Raw genomic sequence first — 20,770 nt, forward strand, 5'->3', positions numbered from 1 at the left:
AGAATAGCAATTGTTACAAATTCGGAAGATTCAATCATTTAAATCCCCTATCTTCTTGCGAATCATTTTTGTATTTTTGCAATGGGCTTCAATGTCTTCCCATTCCATAAAGATCCGAACGATATCTTCCTCAATAAGTTCTGAACCTGCCTGTACTTCGATAAACTCTAAGTCTGTTATTGCTTTAATGCCATGTAATGCTCCTGCCGGAATTTGTAACACATCACCCTCTTGGATTTTAAGGATTTTCCCATTCAATACAAATAATCCTTTACCTTTGATAATGGTCCAAACTTCACTACGATGGTAATGCTTTTGATAGCTGAGATTTTTACCTGCAGTTACGCCAATTCTTTTCGTTAACACTTCTTTTGTATCACTATATTTAGTAAAATCTAATACGCGATACCAACCCCAACGACGTTCTTCATACATCGGTCTATTATCAAACTGATCAGCTATTTCTTTCACTCTCGGGCTTTCTTTTTTATCCGAAACCAGAATTCCATCAGGACTTACGGCTACTATTAAATCAGATAGGCCTAATACCGAAACAGGAATATCTAGTTCATTAATGATATGAACATTGTTACAATCGGAACTCATAATTCCCTTTCCAATGATAGATGCACCCATTTCTTCAGTAAGGGTATTCCATGTACCAAGATCTTTCCATGCACCATTATAGGAAACGACAACAATATTCTTTGTATTTTCAACTATTTCATAATCAAAGCTTCTCGCTGGTAAATGTGAATAGGTTTGTAACAATTCAGCATAGTTTAAGGCTATTCCACGTTCTTTCAAACTTTTTAAAATATAATCTAATTTAAATGCAAAGACTCCGCTATTCCATAGGGCTCCTTCTGAAATTAGTTGTTTCGCCTGTCCATAAGTCGGCTTTTCTTTAAAACAACGAACAGTCTGAACATTTTTATTTTGTTCTGGCTTGTTGAAATCAGAAGGAACAATATAGCCATATTTTTCTGATGGAAAAGTAGGGTTTATTCCAATTAATGCAAGATCAGCATTGGAACCCTGTAATATTTCTCCTAAATTTTTTACATGCTGAAAAAACTCATCTTCTACGTAGGAATCAACGGGCATAACGACTACAATTTCATCCTCTGGTACACTTTTGACTGAATATAAATATAAAGAAGATAACGCAATTGCTGGATAAGTATCTCTCTTACTAGGCTCAATAACTAAAGGGACGCTAGTTCCTATTTGATTATGGATCATATCAATCTGTGATTTACTTGTAGATACGACCGTACTTCCCGTTAGATTTGTGTTTTGAAGCTGCTGCCAAGTACGTTGAAGCATAGAAATTGGCCTATTCAGCTTTTTATCTGAAGGCAATAGTTTTAAGAATTGTTTTGATCGTGAATCATTGGATAAAGGCCAAAGACGCTTTCCTGAACCGCCAGATAATAATATAAGATGCAGAATTTATCACCCCACTTTTGATAGTACGCCCTTCATTGATGTTTTCATTATCTTATGTAAATTGTAAAAAGGGGGTGAGATAGCTCTACGCCCTAAATGACTGGTTAATAACTGAATTTTGGAAAACTTTTCAAATTTGGACCCATTATCCTCTCAGCTAGCACAACGCGGCTGGATCTTCAATCCAAATAAACTTTCCAAATTCATGAATCTCTAATTACTTTGCAAGAGGTACACCAATATGTTCAAGATGCTTAATAGTCTCGTTCAGATTATGTACTTGGAAATTTAACATCACTTGTCGTTCTATTGGAAAATAACTGTCATTCTCGGTAAAGAATGAAAAGATAGTCTCATTTCTATCCTTCATCGGATATTTCGTGTGATGAATCGGCGTAGAGGGCGAGAAAAAAGAAACAGGGAGACTGCAAGGTTGGCGCCTCGTCTCCCTGTTCAACAATCATCGTGGCTTTCGCCAGCGAAAGACTAACAAGCCGTAGTTAAGTATTTCGGGAAAGAGATCGATTGCTATACCGCTTCGGCTTGGACTTGGCCGGAGGGATACGCTTCAAGGCTCTGGCGTAACTTAGCACTTTGCGGGCGATGCTCTTGTCGGCTAAGTGCCGGAAAAAATAAGGGTCGGGATTCGTGTTCAGCTCGATGATCCAAGGGCGCAGTCGGTTGTCCAATCCAATATCCGCGCCGACCATGTCGAGTTCGGGATTTGTATGGCTGAGAGCTTTGGCGGCGTCATATCCGACTTTAGAAAGGGTCTTCTCGATTTTGAACAGGTTCTCTCCGGAAACAATTGGCTTCAGTAACGTCCGAACTGCCGTCGGTTTGCCTCCGCTATGGTAATTCGTCACGATCTTCCTCGGGTGAGCGACCCTCCCGATCATGCCGGTCATCTCCCAAGCGCGCTTGCGATTGCGTTGGACCATAACGCGGATATCGAACCTGCGTCCCTTGTATTTCAATAGATGGATTCCTTTCTGAACCAAATACGGGCGTTTGCGTTTGTTGCGAACAATAGACTGATACATGGAAGAGAACGAATCGAACATGCGTTTCTTTTCTTTCCTCTGATACGAATAGGAGCCGTTGCCTTGTTCTACGCGCATGACTCCTTTGCCGTAAGTGCCCTTTTCCGGTTTGATGTAAACCATGGAATAGCGGCGAAGCATCTCACGAAGCAACTTCTCGTTCATTCTGCGGGTTTCAGGTACCAGCTTGCGGACTTTCGGGTCTTTCAAAATATCCTTTGTTTTCAGCCATTTGCTTTTGCTTAAAACGTTTTTTCGAGCGGATGTTTTCAAGCTTCGGCACCTCCTACCATGTAATATATGCCAAGCTCTATCCCCCCCAGATTCAGGCAAATGTAGAGATGGCGATGAAATTTGGGCATATAAGAAAGCTGGCTTCATCTGCGAGATTGAAGTCAGCTTAATTTACGTATGGCCTATCCGGCTACTTTGCGCTTCGGACGTAACTCTTTCTTTTGTGAAAAGACAGTGATCGATAGCGCTGGGCCAGTTTCTCGACGGTAGACTCCGACAGAGCGGATGGGCTGGTCGACAGACTTTTGTTAAGTGCGCTTTTGAGTTGAACTTTCCCGGGGTGAACGGAATATACGTAATTTCCGTACGTCTCAAATTCTGAAAATCCGAATTGCTTTTTTCGGTTGATGCTTTTCAGAATGGCTTTAAACCACTTCGCTCCGTGCCTCGCTTCGATTTTGTTCTTGAGCAACCGCAGCTTCGTTTTGTCGAATAACATGTAGTGCGTCACGAAAGAACGGGGACGTGGAGGTTTTGTTCCGAGTAGCTTGCGATAGGTGACGAAATATTCAGGCTTGCTCCAGTTCCGGCAATAGAACAGTTGCTTGCCGTCGGCGTAGAATCGGTGTGGCCGGATCAATACTGTATCGGCGTCGATAATCAAGAAATGCCGCTGTCTCGCAACGGAACTGCTGCCGAGTTTCAACAGCTGCTGGTATAACCAGCCGGATCTCTCCCATCTTTTGGAACGGTAAGCGATGTGCTTTTTTCGCAGGGGGAGAACCGTACTTTCATGAATAAAGGTACAGCCTTTGATATGGCAGACGGCTTTGATTTTGGGGCTATCCGGCGCCACGACGAAAATCCGGCCGATGGGATGCTGCACGTGTTTTCTTACACTGTCGATAACAAAGGGAAGCGTGCCCAAATCTTTGTCGATGGCCGGAATGACGACGTCGATTTTGATATCAGAGTTCGAGACCAATGAGAATTCGCTCCTTTCATAGTGGATTCTCATCAGAATATGCTTAGCCGATCTTTTTAGATTGGGGCTGTCGACCCCTCACTTTCCTGTCGACAGCCATTTTTTCCACCATGGCTCTTCGGCATTCTGGACGTATGCTTATATGCCGGAGTCGATGCACCTGATCGAAGTAAAAAGGATGAGTTAGATCCACCACCAGACGTGAAAGTGCTCATCCTTTTTTTATAGGCTACTATTCTTATAACAGGGTTCTCAGCAAGCACTTATGCTACTAGTGAATACTTTAATATTCTCTCTTAATTACAAAAAACGAGCCACGAATGGTTCCGGCCAGTTTAGATTTCTGTCTGGCAAACTTAAACTTCTCATCTAACTCCTTTGGTACCTCCATCCCCTCAGAAAGCTTAAAACCAACAGCCCGCTTCTTAGGATCATCAACCGTATACATAACATTTAGTCCAAGACCATCCTCATAAAATACGTAGGTGAACTGGATATTTTCCACCTGAAAACGGGACGTTTCTAATGGTTTGGCCGCAAACTCAATACCACGTTCTTCTTTCAAAATTCGGTTCACGTAATCAAGGTTCTCCTGACTTTCACTAGCGGGTACAACCGTAAATTCATGCTTGTATTTGTTCATAAAGTAACGGGCTTCATTCGCACGTAAACCTGCCAGCGCTTCTGCTACAGGTGAAGATTCTAAACCTACTGTAGACACATTTTTAAAATCAACGATATAGGACAACTTTATTCCTCCTCAATGTATTGCAAGCTTTACGACTTAAAACCTTCTTCGAGCAAAACTCGCATCGGAAGCATTTAGCTTTTCACAACAGGAATCCACATTTCACCAAACACTAAGCCGTCTCGCTGCCCCATCTCAACCGTTGCATTTGGCCCACCAACATAGGCATAATTCTTGATTTCTGCCAAGGCTTGACTAAAAGCAATGCCAGTAAGCTTATTACTGAGCTCATCAGCCGTCTCTGCTTCCCCTTTAACTACGAGATATTCCCCCTTAGGAAATTGGATAACTCTCGATGCTTCTGGTAACGATTTCTCTGTCATGACGCCAGCATAATGCATCATCTTGTTATTTACCGCTTCGTTCACGGCAAAAATGTAGTCATTTGTGGCTACAGCTTTCAAAGTATCAAGCCTTCCATCTTGTTCGACGGCCGACCAAAAGTCTGCCTTTTCCTTATTTATGCCGACATAGTCTGTGTAATGGCTCTTAAGCTCCGTTCCAATCCCCAATACGATAAAACTGTCTTTTTCTTCCAATGTAAATTGTGCCATATCAATACCATTCTCCTCTTTAATGATTAAATGATTTGTCTTTTCAGTAAGAAACATACCCATCCAACAACGACGGTGAAATTGTTTCTTCTAGCTTGATAGGTTTATAATAACCTTAAATCATGTCAAAAAATGATACTGTTTAGGAGCCTCTATGAAAAAAGTTGAACGGATTAATATCATCATGCGGTACATCAACAATCGCGCCCACTTTACAATTACTGAAATCATGCAAGAATTTAATATCTCTCGTTCGACAGCTATTCGAGATATCAGAGAAATTGAAGCCATGGGGATGCCACTTGTCGCTGAAGTTGGGAGGGATGGGGGTTATTTCGTCATGAACAACTCTGTCCTGCCCACTGTTCGCTTTACCGATAATGAGATTAAAGCTCTATTTATTGCCTTTATGGCCACAAGAAATCTACAACTCCCTTATCTGAAAAGTCGTCAGTCTTTAGCTGAAAAATTACTAGGACTCATCTCAGAAAACCAGCAAGATGATCTAGTTCTTTTAAATCAAATATTACTCTTTGAAGGGACGAACCCCAAAAATCCAGATCTGCTTGATCTGTCAGACCTAACCCATCCAATGTTAGAAAAACTCATTCAAATCCTTCTTCTGGATAGCTATTTATTGGTTACCATCCAAGAAGAGAGTGCAATAAGTTCTTACCCAATTTATCTGTTGCACCTTTATCGTGAAAAAAGCGTTTGGCTGATCGAAGGCTTTGATTTGAAGGAAGAAAAAAGGAGGATATTCCCTGTTGATGATCTCACTAATGTAGAAACTTACCCTGAGAAAAAAAGAATAAGTAAAAAAAAGATTTTAGAAAAGCTAAGTAAGCAGGAAGAAGTCATAAACCTTGTCGTTGAACTTGGTCCAAAGGCAATTACCCAGTTCAAAAAATACCATCCTATAAAAGTTTCAATTTCCTATACGAATCCTTACCAAACTACAGCCATTTTGAAGACTTTTATCAATGTAAACAATTCAGAAGAAATTACTGAAATAACAAACTGGCTGCTTTTCTTAGGTGGGGATATTAAGATCAGAGATGTGCCGAAAGAAGTCTTAGAAGGTTTACAAGAGAGATTATGCTTATACACCAGTAGCATTCCCAGCAATAATTTTTAAGCAAAAAAATGCGACTACCTAATAGTGGCAGTCGCGTCTGCGATACTTGTTTTCTAAGTTAGTTCTACATCTTTCTTATTTTCCCAAGGATTGCTCATATTTAGCTCGAGCTGCATTGGTCGCCTCAACCATATTGTGCAAGGAAGCAACTGTCTCCTCGAGTCCACGTGTCTTAAGTCCGCAGTCTGGATTTATCCAGAACAAATTAGGATCCAGTACCCGCAAGGCCCGATCTATCATCCCCGTCATCTCTTCTACACTCGGAACGCGAGGACTATGAATATCATAAACGCCTAAGCCTATTCCCAGCTTGTAAGTATTTTGTTCGAAGCTATGAATCAGCTCCCCGTGACTACGCGATGTTTCGATCGAAATAACATCAGCATCCATCGCCTCTATTGAATCGATCATGTCATGGAACTCGCAATAGCACATATGTGTATGAATCTGAGTTGTCTTTTGAACGGTACAAGTAGCAATGCGGAAAGCTTTTACGGCCCACGCAAGATATTCGAACTGTTCGACTGCTTTAAGCGGCAGTCCTTCGCGAATCGCAGGCTCATCAACCTGAATCATGCCAATGCCGGCCTTCTCCAACGCCTCGACTTCCTGTCTGAGAGCATAAGCCAATTGGTAAGCAATTTGTTCGCGCGGGATATCCTCACGGACAAATGACCAGTTCATGATTGTGATAGGTCCTGTTAACATTCCTTTTACAGGATGGCTTGTTTGAGATTTTGCGTACTTGGTTTCTTCAACGGTCATTTCACCAATGAAAGCTACGTCTCCGTAGATTACCGGCGGCTTAACACAACGGGAACCGTAGGATTGCACCCAGCCGTTTTGTGTAAATGCAAATCCTGCAAGCTTTTCGCCAAAAAACTCCACCATGTCGGTTCTCTCAAACTCCCCATGCACCAGAACGTCGATACCGATTTCCTCTTGAATCTTGATCCAGGCATCAATTTGCTCCCGGATAAATTCAGCATATTGTTTGTCGCTCCATTCACCTTTACGCCAGGATTGGCGCGCTTTGCGCACTTCTGTGGATTGTGGGAAGCTACCGATGGTTGTTGTCGGAAATAGCGGTAATTGCCATTTCGTCTGCTGGGCTGCATGACGTTCTGCAAATGGCGCGGAACGCACCGGCTCTTGAGCGCTGATTGCACTTACGGCTGTCTGAATCTCTTTGCGATTACGCACTGCTGATTGCTGCAGCACTTGAATGGCACGATCATATTGTTCCAGTTCCCCTTGGGTTGCCTCTTCTGAGGAGAACGCTTTGGTCATTAGAACCAGTTCGTTCAATTTTTCATCGGCAAAAGCAAGGGCGTCCTTCAATTCGGATGTGAGGTTTGCCTCGCTTTCTACAGTAACCGGTACGTGAAGCAAGCTGCACGAAGACTGAACAATCAAGCGGTCAGAAGGAACAGCCTTCGCAAGCTCTTTTAACAGCTCCAACTTTCCAGTTAACGAAGCCTTCCAAATACCGCGACCATCAATGACTCCTGCTCCCAAAACCTTTTCCTGAGGGAATCCAAATGCACCAATGGATTGCAGGTTACCTGCATAACCGTGAACGAAATCAAGCCCTATTCCATGTACAGGCAGTTTAATAATGTCACAGTAGTTCTCTACCGATTCGAAATACGTTTGCAAGATGAGCTTCAAGCCCGGTACAGCGTCGGCAAATGTTGTATAAATATGATGCAAGTGCTGTACGTCCGCATCGGATAGCTTGGTTACAAGAATCGGTTCATCTATCTGCACCCATTGAACCCCTTCTTCTGCAAGCTCCTGAAGAATTTGTACATAAAGCGGCAGCAGCTTTTCCAACCAAGCATCCGTTTCCGATGGAGCGTACCCTTTGGAAAGCTTTAAGAAGGTTAGTGGTCCAACAATAACTGGTTTTCCTTCAATACCGAGCTTTTCTTTCGCTTCACGATAAGCTGCAAGCGGTTTATTCTCGGTAAGTACCGGTGAAGCCCCTGACAGTTCGGGAACGATATAGTGATAGTTCGTATTGAACCATTTGGTCATTTCACTAGCGGCGGCATCCTTGGTTCCCCGAGCAACCCCGTAATAGACAGACAAAGGAACGACTCCGCCTGTATACGAGAAACGGCTCGGAATAATGCCAAACATCGCTGCTGTATCCAGTATATGATCGTAATAGCTGAAGTCATTGACAGGTATGAGATCGATCCCTTTTTCCTGCTGCTTGCGCAAATGATTTAACCGAATATCCTGCAGTTGCCGAAGAAACTCCGGTTCTTCCAACTTTCCTGACCAGAACGCTTCAAGCGCCTTCTTCCATTCCCTATCTGCACCAATACGTGGATAACCTAATACACTGCTTTGTACCATCGTGAGCAACTCCTCTACCAATTTGTTATAAAGAAATCTATCACACGTTGGTTGGTATAGAGTAATTGGATTAATCTATATCTAGTTATAGCCGCAGGCTATATCCTGAATTATTAGACAATAGCTTGCTTCAAGGCCTCGATATAGGCAGCTCCCAGTTTGGTTAGCACGGAATTTTTATGAGCAATCCAGCCCACATTGATGCTCTCCTCACAATCTAACGGTACAGGAATAATTTCATTTCCGTTCAAATCAGCGCTTAATATCCCTGTTGAGATCGTGTAACCGTTCAAGCCAATCAATAAATTAAAGAGTGTAGCCCTATCATGAACTCGGATGCTTTTTTGATGTGATAACGTACTAAGAATTTCTTCTGAAAAATGAAAGGAATTATACTCGCCTTGATCAAAGCAAAGGTACGGATATTGCTGCAACTGATCGATGGTCACGACCGATTGATTCGCTAACGGATTTTTGATGCTGATAAAAACATGCGGTTTGGCGGTAAACAAGCTGTGGAACTGCAAATTTGCCGCTTTGAGCAGTTTGTTAATCACTTTTTCATTAAACTCGTTCAGATATAAAATTCCGATCTCGCTGCGCAATTGTTTGACATCCTCGATAATCTCGTAGGTTCGAGTTTCCCGTAAAGCAAACTCATATTCCTCTAAGCCATGTTCTTGCACCAAACTGACAAATGCATTTACCGCAAAAGAATAATGCTGTGTGGACACAGAGAAATGTTGGGGAGAGGGCTTAGCATTAAGATATCGGCTCTCTAGCAATTCTGCCTGCTCAACTACCTGCCGCGCATAGCTTAAGAACTCCACTCCCTCTTTGGAGAGTGATATTCCTTTATTAGATCGTTCAAAAATAGAGATGTTCAGCTCTTCTTCTAAATCCCTAATTGCGTTTGAGAGGCTTGGCTGTGTAATAAACAACCTCTTGGCCGCTTCGTTAATGGAGCAACGATTGGCAACCTCAATAACATATTTTAGCTGCTGTAATGTCATGCGGATTCATCCTTCCCCATCCGTAGCAGATCAGTGGCATTATTTTAACGTTCAATAATTTAACCAAACAATAAATCTAATATCTTTTCATTCGCTAATCTATTCTTACCTATATAGGGATAGCAATGAATATGAATGGCTGGGTTGAAGTTAATTTCGATGATACTATAGTTTATATCGGATGCTTCTTCCTGTATATTCTCAATCATCATATCCACACCGCAGAATGTTGCCCTTGCAGCTTTAGCAGCTTGAATAGCAAGTTGTTTATAACTGAACGGAATATCATCAGTAAAATCGATACTATCCCCGCCTGTACTAATATTGGAGTTTTCTCGGAGATAAACCACCTCTCCAGGCTGCGGGATATCATTCCATTTCATGGAATGATTCTTTAAAAACATCTCTTCGGCTTCCCCTAATTGAATTTTCTCAAGAGGAGTTTTATAACCGCGACCTCTTAGAGGATCTTTATTCTTGTGATGAACCAACTGCTCAATTGTGTGAATCCCATCCCCCACTACATTAGCTGGTACACGATGAAGAATCCCTACCACTTCATCTCCCATAACCAGAAAGCGATATTCTCTTCCAGTCACGAATTCCTCTAATAGTACAGTTTTATCATGAGTAAACGCCATTTCAAATGCCCTAAGCATATCATCTTTTGAAAACTCACGGTTAAAAATAGTAATTCCTAATCCAAAGTTCGTGGACTTCGGTTTGATCACAATTGATTTACCACTGTACGTATCATAGCTAGATATCGCCTCATCCAAACTGTGGAATGCTTCACCAGACGGTACGCGAATACCATGCTGAGATAGGACTGCTTTCGTAATAATCTTATTCTCCATGATAAGCACCGTACTATAGCTGTCTAAGGAAGTTTTCGTCGCCTGCTTAACATACTCTTGGTGGTTACCTTGGGATAGAAGCAAGAAATTCTCTTCTCGATCCATTAAAGTGAACCTAATGCCACGTTTAACAGCTGCCTTTAGAAGTAATTGCGTCGACAATTCAAGATCTTCAAATCCAGCAAATCGATAACCAGTACGAGCACTTTCCTGAGCGTATTCTTTGGCTTTATCCAAGTGATATTCACGATAGGATGAGGTTTGGATTTGGGACTTCACGATAGATGAAAAACTCAAATCTGCATTTAATATCTTCTGCTTTTCACCGTCCAAAATGTCCAGAAATTCTTGAGCTTTAGGGAACAAAAGCTCTACCATCACTCGCATCTCATCCATACAACGTATAGCGACATTTTTCATCGGAATACAATTCTCTTGATCTTTATGAAAAGCATCGATGCTGTTCATTATCAATTGATCATGATTCAGGTTAGCCAATTGTTGATCTTCTTTCTCAAATGGTTCATCTACTTTAAGCAGCATCAAAAGAATAAATAAATGGATGAACTGCATGGTTTCTTTACTGATCCCTACTTTATGAAGAGGATTTAAATCAAGAAAACGCAGCTCCAAATATGCTACTCCATCCTCTAGAAGCTCCTGCAAAGGATCAATCCCTTTTGCGGTTTTGATGCGAACTGGACTATAAAATTCCTTTACACTCAGCAATTCGTTTGTATGGATCAACTCTGTCAGATCATGAACATAGTCATTAACTGAATGATATGAGACAGCGTAAGGCTTTGCGTTTCGATAACCGCATACGCTATTCCGAAGCGAATTCATATTGGGAAAATAATAGCTTATGTTGTCTTCCGATTGGCCTAGCGAGACACATCTCTCAATATAGGTCTTATCGAACACAGGACTCGCTCCTGTTAGGTAGATCAACAACCAGCGGTATCTTAGCAAATTACGAGCAACCCGAAAATATAGCCCATCTTTAAATTCTTTATAGGTCTCAAGTCCGTTTTGAAGGTCATAAAGTTTTCTTAGAAGTTTCTCATCAAACGAGAAATTGTAATGAATGCCACTTAGCAATTGCCTTTTACGGCCATATTTATCCGCTAATTCATGTCGATATTCATCCGCTATGGGATCATCCATTTTGGCGATGGGGATCTCCGTCTCCTTCGGTAGCATCGGCGGGTTACTGCTTGGCCATAAGTACTCTCCTTGCTCGATTAATTCCAAAGATACGATATCCTGCAAGGCTTCTAAGAAATGATAGGTCTCTTCAATGGAGCTAAAGGTTGGTGTAATCATCTCAATTTGGCTTTCGGAGAAATCCGTTTGAATATAAGGATTTTCTGTTTTACTTCCGAATGCTTTGGGATGCGGGGTTAATGCCAACTTTCCTTCTTCATCAACTCGTACATTTTCCTTTTCCAAGCCGAATTGACCTCGCAAGAGATCATCATTCACTGAATTACTGATTATATGCTCTATGAGTTCACGATTTAACGATATCATCTTCAGGACCATCCTTTATCCTTGTCTTAACTCATTGCTTGTTGAACATTCAATTTTCGCAACGATTTTTTAAACCACAAGACCAGTACAACCCCTTTAAACACACTGCTTAACGCTATTGCCATCCAAACGCCATTTAAACCAAAAGGAATGGATAAGCCTAAAGCAAGCGGAATCCTTAATGCCGTAAAAGTAATGCTAAAAATCGGTGGAATGTGGGTCTTACCTATACCGTTAAATGCTCCAACTGTCATGAGCTCCATGCACATGAACAACTGGGAGAAACCAATAATCCGCATATAATTCGCACCTAAAGCTAGACTTGCCTCATCCGATAGAAATAGGGAGAAAAGTTGCTCAGGAAATAGAATGAAAATAAGTGATATGACAAAACCGAAAACAGATGTCAGCGTTAGTGCTTTATCATAACCTTGCTTTATTCGATCCATTTTACGTGCTCCATAATTTTGCCCAAAGAAAGCCGCAATAGCACCTTGCAGACCACCAATTGTCATAAAAGAAATCGATTCAATTTGAATGCCGATCTTCTGAACAGCTATGGCATCAGCACCAAAACGAACGATGATCTTCGCAATGATGATTGAAATTATCGTAAAAGTAACCCGTTGAATGGTAATCGGAATTCCCATTCGGATGACTTCTTTCATGCGATTAGTATCCCACGCTAATGATCTGGTGATAAGCTCGGAACTCCGTGTTTTCAAGACAAATAATATCGTCACCACTATATTTGCAGTTAAAGTAGCAGTAGCTGCACCTGCGACTCCCCATCCATCAAACTTCCCGATGCCAAATATGAGGAATGGATCCAAGATGATATTCAAAATGAGACCCACAGAGTAAATATGAAAAGGCTGCTTACTGTTGCCCATAGCGTTCAGTATGGTCGCATACAAGGTGTTTAGGATCGAAAAAACGGTTCCTAAGATTGAAATGAATAAGAACTTCTTCGCCATTAACTCAATTTCAGCACTTCCCAAATCAAAGAAACTGATGAGCTGATCCCGAGCTAGTAGGATAAATAACATGTATACTAAGCTAAGCAGTATCGACATGATAAAGCCATTTTTGACATATATCTTGGCTTGATTTACCTGTCCTGCTCCCATAGAGTGAGATACTTTGATTCCAGTACCGATTGTGATCATAGTCGATAAAGCAATTGCTAAATTGATAAAGAAACTGGCAGTACCAATCGCTGCAACTGGCCCACTTCCAAGCCTGCCAACCCAGATCATATCGACAAGCCCATAAGTTGTAGAAATAAAATTAGTGGCGATTATGGGCAAGGTTAACCTCATCAAGGTTGTCATGATCGGACCTTGTGTTAAGTCTTTTGTGCCTTTCATAGCAAGTTACTTTCCTTCTCTTAAAAATAGTTCAATTCTCGCTTTAATGTCGTCTCTTACCTCACGGAATTTATCCATAATTTCTTCTTCAGTTCCTACTGCTTTCGCAGGATCATCAAATCCCCAGTGCCACTTTTGCACGTTAGGATTTGTAATGACAGGACAATGTTCATCCGCATGACCACATAGCGTTATCACATAATCTGCATGATTTAAAGTTTCAGAATCAATAACATTGGACGTATGAATAGAAATATCAATTCCAGCCTCATTCATGACTTGAATTGCTTTCGGGTTTAAACCATGAGCTTCAAGACCAGCACTTTCTACTTCATAACGATCGCTGCCTAGAGCTTTTAGCCATCCATCCGCCATCTGGCTACGACAAGAATTTCCTGTACAAAGAAAATATATTAATGGTTTACTCATCCTTTTTCTCTCCTATACCTGACTTATTTTAAGCAAGCTCGTAATACTTTCGCTTAATCCAAAGCGACACATTGACAAGCCCAATTAATACGGGAACTTCAACTAACGGTCCAATAACTGCGGCAAACGCAACTCCAGAATCCAAACCAAATACACCAATCGCAACAGCAATGGCTAATTCAAAGTTATTGCTTGCAGCCGTAAAGGATAGCGATGTGGCAACTGGATATGGAGTTCTAGATTTCTTGGATAAGTAGAAAGAAACTACAAACATAACCACAAAATAGATGATCATAGGAATGGCAATTCGCACTACATCAAGCGGCAGCTCTACAATTAATTCTGCCTTCAAGGTGAACATTAAAATGATCGTAAACAACAAAGCTATTAGTGCAAGGGGACTAATCTTTGGTATCAAAACTTGTTCATACCACTCGCGGCCCTTTATCTTAATCCCAATTATGCGTGTTAGCAGTCCAGCGGCAAATGGAATCCCAAGATAGACCAGCACACTCTTTGCAATCTGCCCCATAGAGACTTCAACAACAGCACCTTCTATACCAAACCAACCTGGTAACACAGTAATAAACACATAAGTAAAGATGGAATAGAACAAGATTTGAAAAATCGAATTAAACGCTACAAGACCTGCTGTATATTCAGGATCTCCTTTTGCCAGGTCACTCCACACCAAGACCATCGCTATACATCTTGCTAGGCCAATCATGATGAGCCCGATCATATATTCTGGCATATCACTTAGGAATAATATCGCCAATAGGAACATGAGAATCGGACCGATAATCCAGTTTTGTACCAAGGATAATATCAATACCTTCCAGTCTCTGAAGACTCTTCCGAGCTTCTCATACTTCACCTTGGCTAGCGGTGGATACATCATTACAATGAGACCAATTGCAAGAGGTATGGAAGTCGTTCCAATTTGCATACTGGATAATACTTCAGAGAAATTCGATACTAAATAACCTAATCCTAAACCTAAAGCCATTGCACCAAAAATCCAGAAAGTTAAGTACCGATCGAGAAAGGAAAGTCTTTTTGTCTTCTCTCCACTCACTTGACTCTCCTCCTATTCACATTTCATCGTTTGCAGTTTTTGCTGAATTTCTTCATCAATATCCGGTAAGCATTTAAGCGCCTCTTGGATAAATGGTTGATCAGACACATGAAGGGAGTAATAGATCCATTGTCCTCTTCTTTCCTCTTTTACAAAGCCTGCATCTTTTAGCTTACGCAAATGTTGGCTTATGTTGGGTTGGGTCGTCTGTAACAATTCAACCAAATGGCACACGCACATATCGTGTTGGTTTAAGATGGCCACAATTTTAAGACGAGTTTTATCACCAAGCAGCTTAAATTGATCTGCCATTTCCTCTATTGAAATCATTTCCCTATGTACCTCCTTCTTGTTTTACATCATTATATAATTATTTACTTATATAATCAATTGCTTATATGATATAATGAACCAAAGGAATGAATTGTCAGGAGGTACAATCATGCTAGAATCCATTCAAGTTGAATATGCAAAAGAACAAGATCTTCCACAGATCCTCGAAATTTATAATCAGGGAATTGAAAGATCGAATTGCTACTTTGGAGGAAGATATTAAGGATCTGCCTTACATGAAACAATGGTTTCTAAATCACGAGCAACGCTACTGTGTTCTAGTTGCTAAAATAAGCAATCAAATTTGTGGATGGGCTTCTCTCAATCCATATTCCCATCGTAGAGCTTATCAAGGTGTTGCAGACCTATCTATATACATACATCGGGAATATAGGGGCAAAGGTGTTGGCAAGCAACTACTCCTTCATTTGGAGGCTGCAGCTAGGCAGAACGGAATCTATAAAATTGTACTCTTTACGTTCCCGTTCAATCAGGGCGGACAAGGACTCTATCGTAAATCTGGATACCGTGAAGTGGGGATTTTCGAAAAACAAGGAATATTAGATGGAAATCCAATCGATGTCATGATTATGGAGAAGCTTTTGTAAACAAACAAAAAAATTAAAAACGGCACCTTTAGGTGCCGGTTCTGGGCTAATATAATAACCACACGAGCTTAAATGTATAAGAAAAATGCCTTTTAATTAGATATTTCCACGATGGCTTGGTAAGTCGCCTCATCTTGAACAGATTTGATCATTTAGTCGGCCAAATCTGCCCGCGTAATGCCCCGTGCCTTAGGTAGATGCTTATTAATCGTCGTTCTGTATGTCCCCGTCTTTTGTCCATTCGTCAGCCGTGGAGGGCGAACCACGGTCCAGTTCAATCCGGATTTTTGCAGCTTCTCCTCCATCCGAGCCATGTCCTCATAAGCGTATTTGAACATCGGTTGGATCACAAGCTTGATCGTTTGACGTACCATCCACGGCGTATCACTAGGAATTTCCAAGCCAGCGGAGGACAGAGAGATCAATCGGTGTACCCCCACCTCCTGCATCGCTTTCGCGATATTTCCCGTTCCTTCGGAATAAACGGACGTAGGTTTGCGATGATTGACGCCAAGCGCGGATAATACCGCGTCTTGGCCGACAATTCGTTTGCTAAATGATGCTGGATCGAGCACGTCTCCCTGAAAAATTTCCAATCGTTCGCCATGAATATAGAGGGCTTCTGGATTCCGCGCGATGACGGTCACTTCGTGGCCCGCCTCGAGCGCTTGGATGACGACTTGGCGGCCGGTTCCACCCGTAGCTCCGAATACGACTACTTTCATCGTTCTTTGCCTCCGGTAAGGCTTTCGACAACCCAACGGACAATCGCTTTGTGGCCTTCAAATGAAGGGTGAACTCCATCAATGCCCATGTATTTTGCATGCGCCGGTTGCCCGAAACCTGCTTGCGTATCGACGACCGGATCGGACATGCCACGGATCAAGTCACCGACTGCGAGAATATCTTCGTTTCTCCAACTAAGTTGCCCCATTTGAAAATACGTAAACGCGGCGACCCGCTCTTCGTCGAAGGTCGGCGGCGTGACCCATACCCAGTTGGATTTGGACCGCGCTGCGGCAATTTGCCGAATCTCATGCAAGTTCTTGGCCGTTTCCCCCAAGCTCACAAGCGGTTTCGCGGAGTCTGGGCCAACGCGCATCGTATCGTTAGCCCCGATCATGCATAAAATCCAATCAGGTTGTTTGGCGACGATTCCACTGAATCGGCTAAGAACTTGGGTGGTCGTATTACCTGAAATCCCTTCGTTAATCAGCTGAATTCCGTCCTGCGGCCTTTGCAGCTCAAGCAGGTGTCGGAGAATTTCAAACCACGAAAGCAAATCGTCCATTGTGCTTTCGCCAACTCCAACCACAGTTTCGCCCGCCTTGATCGGCAAACGGTCGACCCGAGCGGCAAAATCGGGGTATTGCAGCAGCTGCTCCGCGGCTTCTTTCGCTTGTTGCGTCAACTGGCTTTTAATGAGCAGATACGAATCGACATCCATGCCGTAAATCGCCGCCAACACTTTGTCGTCCATATTACGTGCGAAAGTCAATACTTTCTCAGGATGCTGCGATTGCACTAGTTTCGCCAATTGCGGATTCAAATTTGTTTTCATCCGTATTCGATTCTCCTTTTTTACGAAATATGAACTCTCTACTTGAACGGCTTAGCGCATGGACATGCCGCCGTTAATCTCGATAGTCTCCCCTGTCACGAATGCGGATAGGTTGGAAACTAGATATAATACGCCACCCGCTACGTCTTCTGGCAGCCCTTCTCGTCCAAGCGGGATACCCGCGATAATGGACTTGCGGATTTCTTCGTTTTTGAAACGGTCGTTCGACGTGTTGGCAATGACGCCGGGAGTGATGGCATTGATGCGAATTCCGTGACCGGCAAATTCCTTAGCCATGTTCTTCGTAAAGGCGAGCATTGCCGCTTTAGCCGACGCGTAAAGTGAGACGCCGAGACCTCCTCCGTTGTGGGCCGCGAGAGAGGCGATATTTACGATTTTGCCTCTTTTCTTTCCCACCATCCCCGGCAGAACTGCTTTGGATAAGAATACACTGGACTTGAAATTGACATCCATCATCTCGGCATAATATTCTTCCGTAAGTTCTAGTACTGGTGCCCTGCGGCTCATCTGACCGGCGTTGTTCACCAAGATGTCGATAGATGCGCCGAAGTAGGCTTGAATTTGGACAATCAAGGCGTTAATTTGATCAACCTTCGTCAAATCGGCTTGAAAGGACTCAGCCTGGCCCCCCGCATCCCGGATCTTGCGAACTGTCTCGTCCGCACCTTCCCGATTCTGCAAGTAATGGACGGCGACTAACGCCCCTTCGGACGCAAGCCGCCATGCGATCGCGCTTCCGATGCCCCCGCTACCTCCGGTTACTAGCGCCAACTGTCCGTTTATACGTATATCCATCATTTCACCCACACTCCTTTTCATCTTTTCGCTTGAATGTCTTTCGGATCATTCTTGACCGTTATGACCGAACCCCAGAACAACAGCAAGGCCACTACTGGATGTAACGCCGCAATTACACCTGTAGACGAGAAAACTTGCATCGTTAGAAACTGGAACACGACGAGAGCGAACAACCCTAAACTCACCCAGCGTTTAAACCCCTTAATTCCGCTAACGAAAGTAAGCAGGAACATGAGCAATGGAGCTAGGGCGAATATTTGGACGAACGATTTGTGTACCTCCCAATTTGAAGCATCCAAGAACGTGGCCAATCCAGCAATGAATACTTGCATCACGATGCAGGCCAGAAATGCCCAAGCTACTATTTTGAAAATGAGTCCACCGACTTTCATGCACTATTCCTCCCCTCTAACAATGATTTTGTATTGTGACAATGCTAACGATAACTTTCGGATATCACAAAGCATTGCGCATAAAAGTCACAAAACGCTCAACATGCGGTATCATTCCGCTCAATCGAATCACAAGCCAGAACGGATATGCTACAATGGTGACAAATCAGGGTAATTGGGTAAATTTGGGGGAAACAACATGAATATGAAACGCACTGTATTGATCGTCGACGATGACCATGAGATCGTGGAGTTAATGAGGGATTATCTCGAAGATGAACAGTTCGAAGTCGTGGAGGCATATAGCGCAGATCATGCGATTGAAGCATTGAAGCGCAATCGGATCGATTGTATGTTGTTGGACGTGATGATGCCCGGTCAGAGCGGGCTGGAACTTTGCAGGCAAATTCGGAAAACGCAAGATACACCGATCTTATTCCTTAGCGCGCGCGGCGAGGACATGGACAAGATCAGAGGTCTCAGTTTGGGCGGCGACGATTATATCGTGAAATCCGCGACACCCGAAGAAGTCATCGCTCGTATTAAAGCCGTGCTCCGTCGTTATGGCAAGCATGACAAGGATGCTAAGCTCGAGCTGGATTTCGGCCGTCTCGTCTTGGACATCATGGCGCACGAAGCGAGAATCGACGGCGTTCCAGTGTCTATGACGCCCAAAGAGTTCGATATTCTGTGCTTGTTCGCAGAATACCCTCGCCAAGTGTTCACGTATGAGCAATTGCTGCAGCGCTTCTGGGAAGGGATTGGAGACAAACATACTGTAACCGTTCATATCGGGAGAATTCGTGAAAAAATCGAAGAAGATCCGAGAAAACCAACGTACATCGCCAACGTTTGGGGCGTCGGTTATCGTTTCGAAGGGGTGCGACGATGAAACCACTCCGCATACGCCAGTGGATGGTGATCGGCATGCTGATAGTGCTCATCCTTCCGCGATTATCTTATGAAATACCGGGCTTGTTCGACCGGTATGTTTTGGAAAATTCCAAGTATTCTCGGCAGCAGACGGCCATGAACGACTTGATGCGCGAAGTCGGCGAATCTGATGTCGCTCGCTGGAGCGATCCTGCCTGGCAGGCTGGGATCGAAAAAACGATCGCCGCATCGCACTCGGGAATCGTCTTGTTTGATACTGATGGCCACGAATATTATCGATTTAACTCTTCGGGATCGAAATCGACCGCTGAGCGGGAATTAATCGTCATGGAGCAAGGGCAATTGCGGGGAAAAGCCCTCTTCTACGCCCCTAAACAAACGAGCGAATTGGCAACGGCGTTTGCTATTTTCGCTGGTATCTTCGCCATTTTGTTCATCGGATTTCAAATGGGGCGCGTCGTCGTGAAGCCATTGGAAGCGATGAGTGCCGCGGCTAGACGAATCGCAGACGGTGATTTGGATTTTGAGCTTCCCGCATCTACTGTTATGGAAGTAACGGACGTGCGCGCCGCTTTTCAAGCGATGGGCAAGGGGCTTCAGGAATCGCTCATCCGTCAATCCGAACTGGAGGAAGAACGACGGTTCTTCATTAGTTCGATTGCTCATGATTTAAGGACGCCCTTATTCGCGTTACGGGGGTTTTTGACGAGGCTGGAACGCGGCGATAACCCTGAGAAAGCTGCGAGATATGCCGCCATTTGCAGCAAAAAGGCCGATCAATTGGAACGTCTTGTGTCCGATCTTTTTTCATACGGACAGATGTCGTCCTTGGAGCAATTGCTGCGGCCATTGCCGCTGGACATTGGCTCTTTGTTCGAGGATATCGTAGCAGATTTTTTACCTCAGGCTAGGGACAAAAATATCAATCTTACATACGAAGCCCCGTTGGAAAACCGTGAGCTTCAAGGAGACGCCCATCTGCTGCGGCGCGCGATCGGCAATCTGATCGATAACGCCCTTCGTTATACGCCGGCAAACGGCAACATTACAATCCGATTGCGAATGGAGAAAACCCGAGCCCACTTTACTGTCGAAGATAGCGGGCCAGGCATTCCAGACCAGCAGTTGTCCCATATTTTCGATGCGTTCTACCGAGGGGACGATTCGAGAAACCCGGCAAACGGCGGGACTGGGCTTGGTCTTACGATTGCGCGTAGAATTATAAGAGCTCATAACGGTGATCTTATTGCCGAGAATCACAGCCAAGGGGGTGCCATCTTTACGGGCTGGATCAAATAAGCTCGGATGCTGTATAGTTCCTTATTAAATGAGATCCTATTATTGACCTTGGATCGGCAGCCA

19 protein-coding genes and 2 pseudogenes are annotated in these 20,770 nt (G+C 43.3%); 4 read left to right on the top strand and 17 right to left on the bottom strand.

Annotated features, from left to right (window positions below; genetic code table 11):
* Positions 1–30: 30 nt before the first annotated feature.
* The 6 genes and pseudogenes from E0485_RS00310 to E0485_RS00335 all read right to left on the bottom strand — a co-directional run bounded on the left by E0485_RS00310 (position 31) and on the right by E0485_RS00335 (position 5,016).
* Positions 31–1,452, bottom strand: coding sequence for a sugar phosphate nucleotidyltransferase (locus tag E0485_RS00310; RefSeq protein ID WP_132415406.1), 1,422 nt, complete (start codon positions 1,450–1,452; stop codon positions 31–33).
* A 220-nt stretch (positions 1,453–1,672) separates the two neighbouring features.
* Positions 1,673–1,807: pseudogene (locus E0485_RS00315) on the bottom strand (VOC family protein); the annotation flags it as partial.
* A gap of 145 nt (positions 1,808–1,952) precedes the next feature.
* The gene (locus E0485_RS00320; RefSeq protein WP_132415409.1) at positions 1,953–2,768 is read right to left on the bottom strand and encodes a YheC/YheD family protein; all 816 of its coding nucleotides are present in this window, start codon (positions 2,766–2,768) and stop codon (positions 1,953–1,955) included.
* A 151-nt stretch (positions 2,769–2,919) separates the two neighbouring features.
* A complete protein-coding gene (locus E0485_RS00325) occupies positions 2,920–3,714 on the bottom strand; it encodes a DUF6492 family protein (RefSeq protein ID WP_407944816.1) in 795 nt (264 codons plus the stop codon).
* Positions 3,715–3,997: 283 nt separating this feature from the next.
* Positions 3,998–4,462 (bottom strand): phage tail protein, encoded by a 465-nt coding sequence (locus E0485_RS00330; protein ID WP_132415415.1) that lies wholly within the window; start codon positions 4,460–4,462, stop codon positions 3,998–4,000.
* A gap of 74 nt (positions 4,463–4,536) precedes the next feature.
* Positions 4,537–5,016: a GyrI-like domain-containing protein gene (locus E0485_RS00335; protein ID WP_132415418.1), complete on the bottom strand. Its 480-nt coding sequence runs from the start codon at positions 5,014–5,016 to the stop codon at positions 4,537–4,539.
* Between the two features lie 154 nt (positions 5,017–5,170).
* Here E0485_RS00335 and E0485_RS00340 point away from each other — a divergent pair, with 154 nt between their 5' ends.
* Positions 5,171–6,154 carry a helix-turn-helix transcriptional regulator gene (locus E0485_RS00340; RefSeq protein WP_132415421.1) on the top strand — a complete coding sequence of 328 codons (984 nt, stop codon included), beginning with the start codon at positions 5,171–5,173 and terminating at the stop codon, positions 6,152–6,154.
* Between the two features lie 75 nt (positions 6,155–6,229).
* On the opposite strand, the gene metE is transcribed toward E0485_RS00340, so the two are convergent.
* From metE to E0485_RS00375, 7 genes are all read right to left on the bottom strand, one after another.
* Positions 6,230–8,521, bottom strand: a complete 2,292-nt coding sequence (gene metE, locus E0485_RS00345) for a 5-methyltetrahydropteroyltriglutamate--homocysteine S-methyltransferase (RefSeq protein ID WP_132415424.1) — start codon at positions 8,519–8,521, stop codon at positions 6,230–6,232.
* A 113-nt stretch (positions 8,522–8,634) separates the two neighbouring features.
* Positions 8,635–9,534 carry a LysR family transcriptional regulator gene (locus E0485_RS00350; RefSeq protein WP_132415426.1) on the bottom strand — a complete coding sequence of 300 codons (900 nt, stop codon included), beginning with the start codon at positions 9,532–9,534 and terminating at the stop codon, positions 8,635–8,637.
* Between the two features lie 59 nt (positions 9,535–9,593).
* On the bottom strand, positions 9,594–11,924 hold the full coding sequence (gene gshAB / locus E0485_RS00355; RefSeq protein WP_132415428.1) for a bifunctional glutamate--cysteine ligase GshA/glutathione synthetase GshB: 2,331 nt from the start codon (positions 11,922–11,924) through the stop codon (positions 9,594–9,596).
* Positions 11,925–11,950: 26 nt separating this feature from the next.
* Positions 11,951–13,294, bottom strand: a complete 1,344-nt coding sequence (locus E0485_RS00360; RefSeq protein ID WP_132415430.1) for an MATE family efflux transporter — start codon at positions 13,292–13,294, stop codon at positions 11,951–11,953.
* Between the two features lie 6 nt (positions 13,295–13,300).
* Positions 13,301–13,723 carry an arsenate reductase (thioredoxin) gene (gene arsC, locus E0485_RS00365; protein WP_132415432.1) on the bottom strand — a complete coding sequence of 141 codons (423 nt, stop codon included), beginning with the start codon at positions 13,721–13,723 and terminating at the stop codon, positions 13,301–13,303.
* Between the two features lie 28 nt (positions 13,724–13,751).
* Positions 13,752–14,801 (bottom strand): ACR3 family arsenite efflux transporter, encoded by a 1,050-nt coding sequence (gene arsB, locus E0485_RS00370; RefSeq protein WP_132415434.1) that lies wholly within the window; start codon positions 14,799–14,801, stop codon positions 13,752–13,754.
* 12 nt (positions 14,802–14,813) lie between these two features.
* Entirely contained in the window at positions 14,814–15,131 is a 318-nt protein-coding gene (locus tag E0485_RS00375) for an ArsR/SmtB family transcription factor (RefSeq protein WP_132415437.1), read from the bottom strand.
* Positions 15,132–15,243: 112 nt separating this feature from the next.
* On the opposite strand from E0485_RS00375, the pseudogene E0485_RS00380 reads away from it, so the two are divergent.
* A pseudogene (locus E0485_RS00380) lies at positions 15,244–15,742 on the top strand (arsinothricin resistance N-acetyltransferase ArsN1 family A).
* A gap of 152 nt (positions 15,743–15,894) precedes the next feature.
* Here E0485_RS00380 and E0485_RS00385 read toward each other — a convergent pair.
* The 4 genes from E0485_RS00385 to E0485_RS00400 are packed head-to-tail and all read right to left on the bottom strand — an operon-like array spanning position 15,895 to position 18,514.
* Complete coding sequence (locus tag E0485_RS00385; protein WP_132415439.1) at positions 15,895–16,503, bottom strand: NAD(P)-dependent oxidoreductase; 609 nt, start codon at positions 16,501–16,503, stop codon at positions 15,895–15,897.
* Positions 16,464–17,303, bottom strand: coding sequence for an SGNH/GDSL hydrolase family protein (locus E0485_RS00390; protein ID WP_132415441.1), 840 nt, complete (start codon positions 17,301–17,303; stop codon positions 16,464–16,466). The genes E0485_RS00385 and E0485_RS00390 overlap by 40 nt, the downstream gene beginning before the upstream one ends.
* A 51-nt stretch (positions 17,304–17,354) precedes the next feature.
* Complete coding sequence (locus tag E0485_RS00395) at positions 17,355–18,119, bottom strand: SDR family NAD(P)-dependent oxidoreductase (protein ID WP_132416408.1); 765 nt, start codon at positions 18,117–18,119, stop codon at positions 17,355–17,357.
* Positions 18,120–18,139: 20 nt separating this feature from the next.
* A complete protein-coding gene (locus tag E0485_RS00400) occupies positions 18,140–18,514 on the bottom strand; it encodes a DUF6220 domain-containing protein (RefSeq protein WP_132415443.1) in 375 nt (124 codons plus the stop codon).
* Positions 18,515–18,713: 199 nt separating this feature from the next.
* Between E0485_RS00400 and E0485_RS00405 the strand changes: the two genes are divergently transcribed.
* On the top strand, positions 18,714–19,406 hold the full coding sequence (locus E0485_RS00405; RefSeq protein ID WP_132415445.1) for a response regulator transcription factor: 693 nt from the start codon (positions 18,714–18,716) through the stop codon (positions 19,404–19,406).
* Positions 19,403–20,707, top strand: coding sequence for a sensor histidine kinase (locus E0485_RS00410; protein ID WP_132415447.1), 1,305 nt, complete (start codon positions 19,403–19,405; stop codon positions 20,705–20,707). The genes E0485_RS00405 and E0485_RS00410 overlap by 4 nt, the downstream gene beginning before the upstream one ends.
* Positions 20,708–20,770 lie beyond the last annotated feature (63 nt).

Source organism: Paenibacillus albiflavus (genome assembly GCF_004344915.1).
GTDB classification, from domain to species: domain Bacteria; phylum Bacillota; class Bacilli; order Paenibacillales; family NBRC-103111; genus Paenibacillus_AM; species Paenibacillus_AM albiflavus.

Bases quoted from the DNA above. Each gene is read 5' to 3' on its own strand.
- E0485_RS00335 (WP_132415418.1), bottom strand. From the start codon at position 5,016: ATGGCACAATTTACATTGGAAGAAAAAGACAGTTTTATCGTATTGGGG.
- E0485_RS00340 (WP_132415421.1), top strand. From the start codon at position 5,171: ATGAAAAAAGTTGAACGGATTAATATCATCATGCGGTACATCAACAAT.
- metE (WP_132415424.1), bottom strand. From the start codon at position 8,521: ATGGTACAAAGCAGTGTATTAGGTTATCCACGTATTGGTGCAGATAGG.
- E0485_RS00350 (WP_132415426.1), bottom strand. From the start codon at position 9,534: ATGACATTACAGCAGCTAAAATATGTTATTGAGGTTGCCAATCGTTGC.
- gshAB (WP_132415428.1), bottom strand. From the start codon at position 11,924: ATGATATCGTTAAATCGTGAACTCATAGAGCATATAATCAGTAATTCA.
- E0485_RS00360 (WP_132415430.1), bottom strand. From the start codon at position 13,294: ATGAAAGGCACAAAAGACTTAACACAAGGTCCGATCATGACAACCTTG.
- arsC (WP_132415432.1), bottom strand. From the start codon at position 13,723: ATGAGTAAACCATTAATATATTTTCTTTGTACAGGAAATTCTTGTCGT.
- E0485_RS00375 (WP_132415437.1), bottom strand. From the start codon at position 15,131: ATGATTTCAATAGAGGAAATGGCAGATCAATTTAAGCTGCTTGGTGAT.
- E0485_RS00390 (WP_132415441.1), bottom strand. From the start codon at position 17,303: ATGAAAACAAATTTGAATCCGCAATTGGCGAAACTAGTGCAATCGCAG.
- E0485_RS00395 (WP_132416408.1), bottom strand. From the start codon at position 18,119: ATGGATATACGTATAAACGGACAGTTGGCGCTAGTAACCGGAGGTAGC.
- E0485_RS00400 (WP_132415443.1), bottom strand. From the start codon at position 18,514: ATGAAAGTCGGTGGACTCATTTTCAAAATAGTAGCTTGGGCATTTCTG.
- E0485_RS00405 (WP_132415445.1), top strand. From the start codon at position 18,714: ATGAATATGAAACGCACTGTATTGATCGTCGACGATGACCATGAGATC.
- E0485_RS00410 (WP_132415447.1), top strand. From the start codon at position 19,403: ATGAAACCACTCCGCATACGCCAGTGGATGGTGATCGGCATGCTGATA.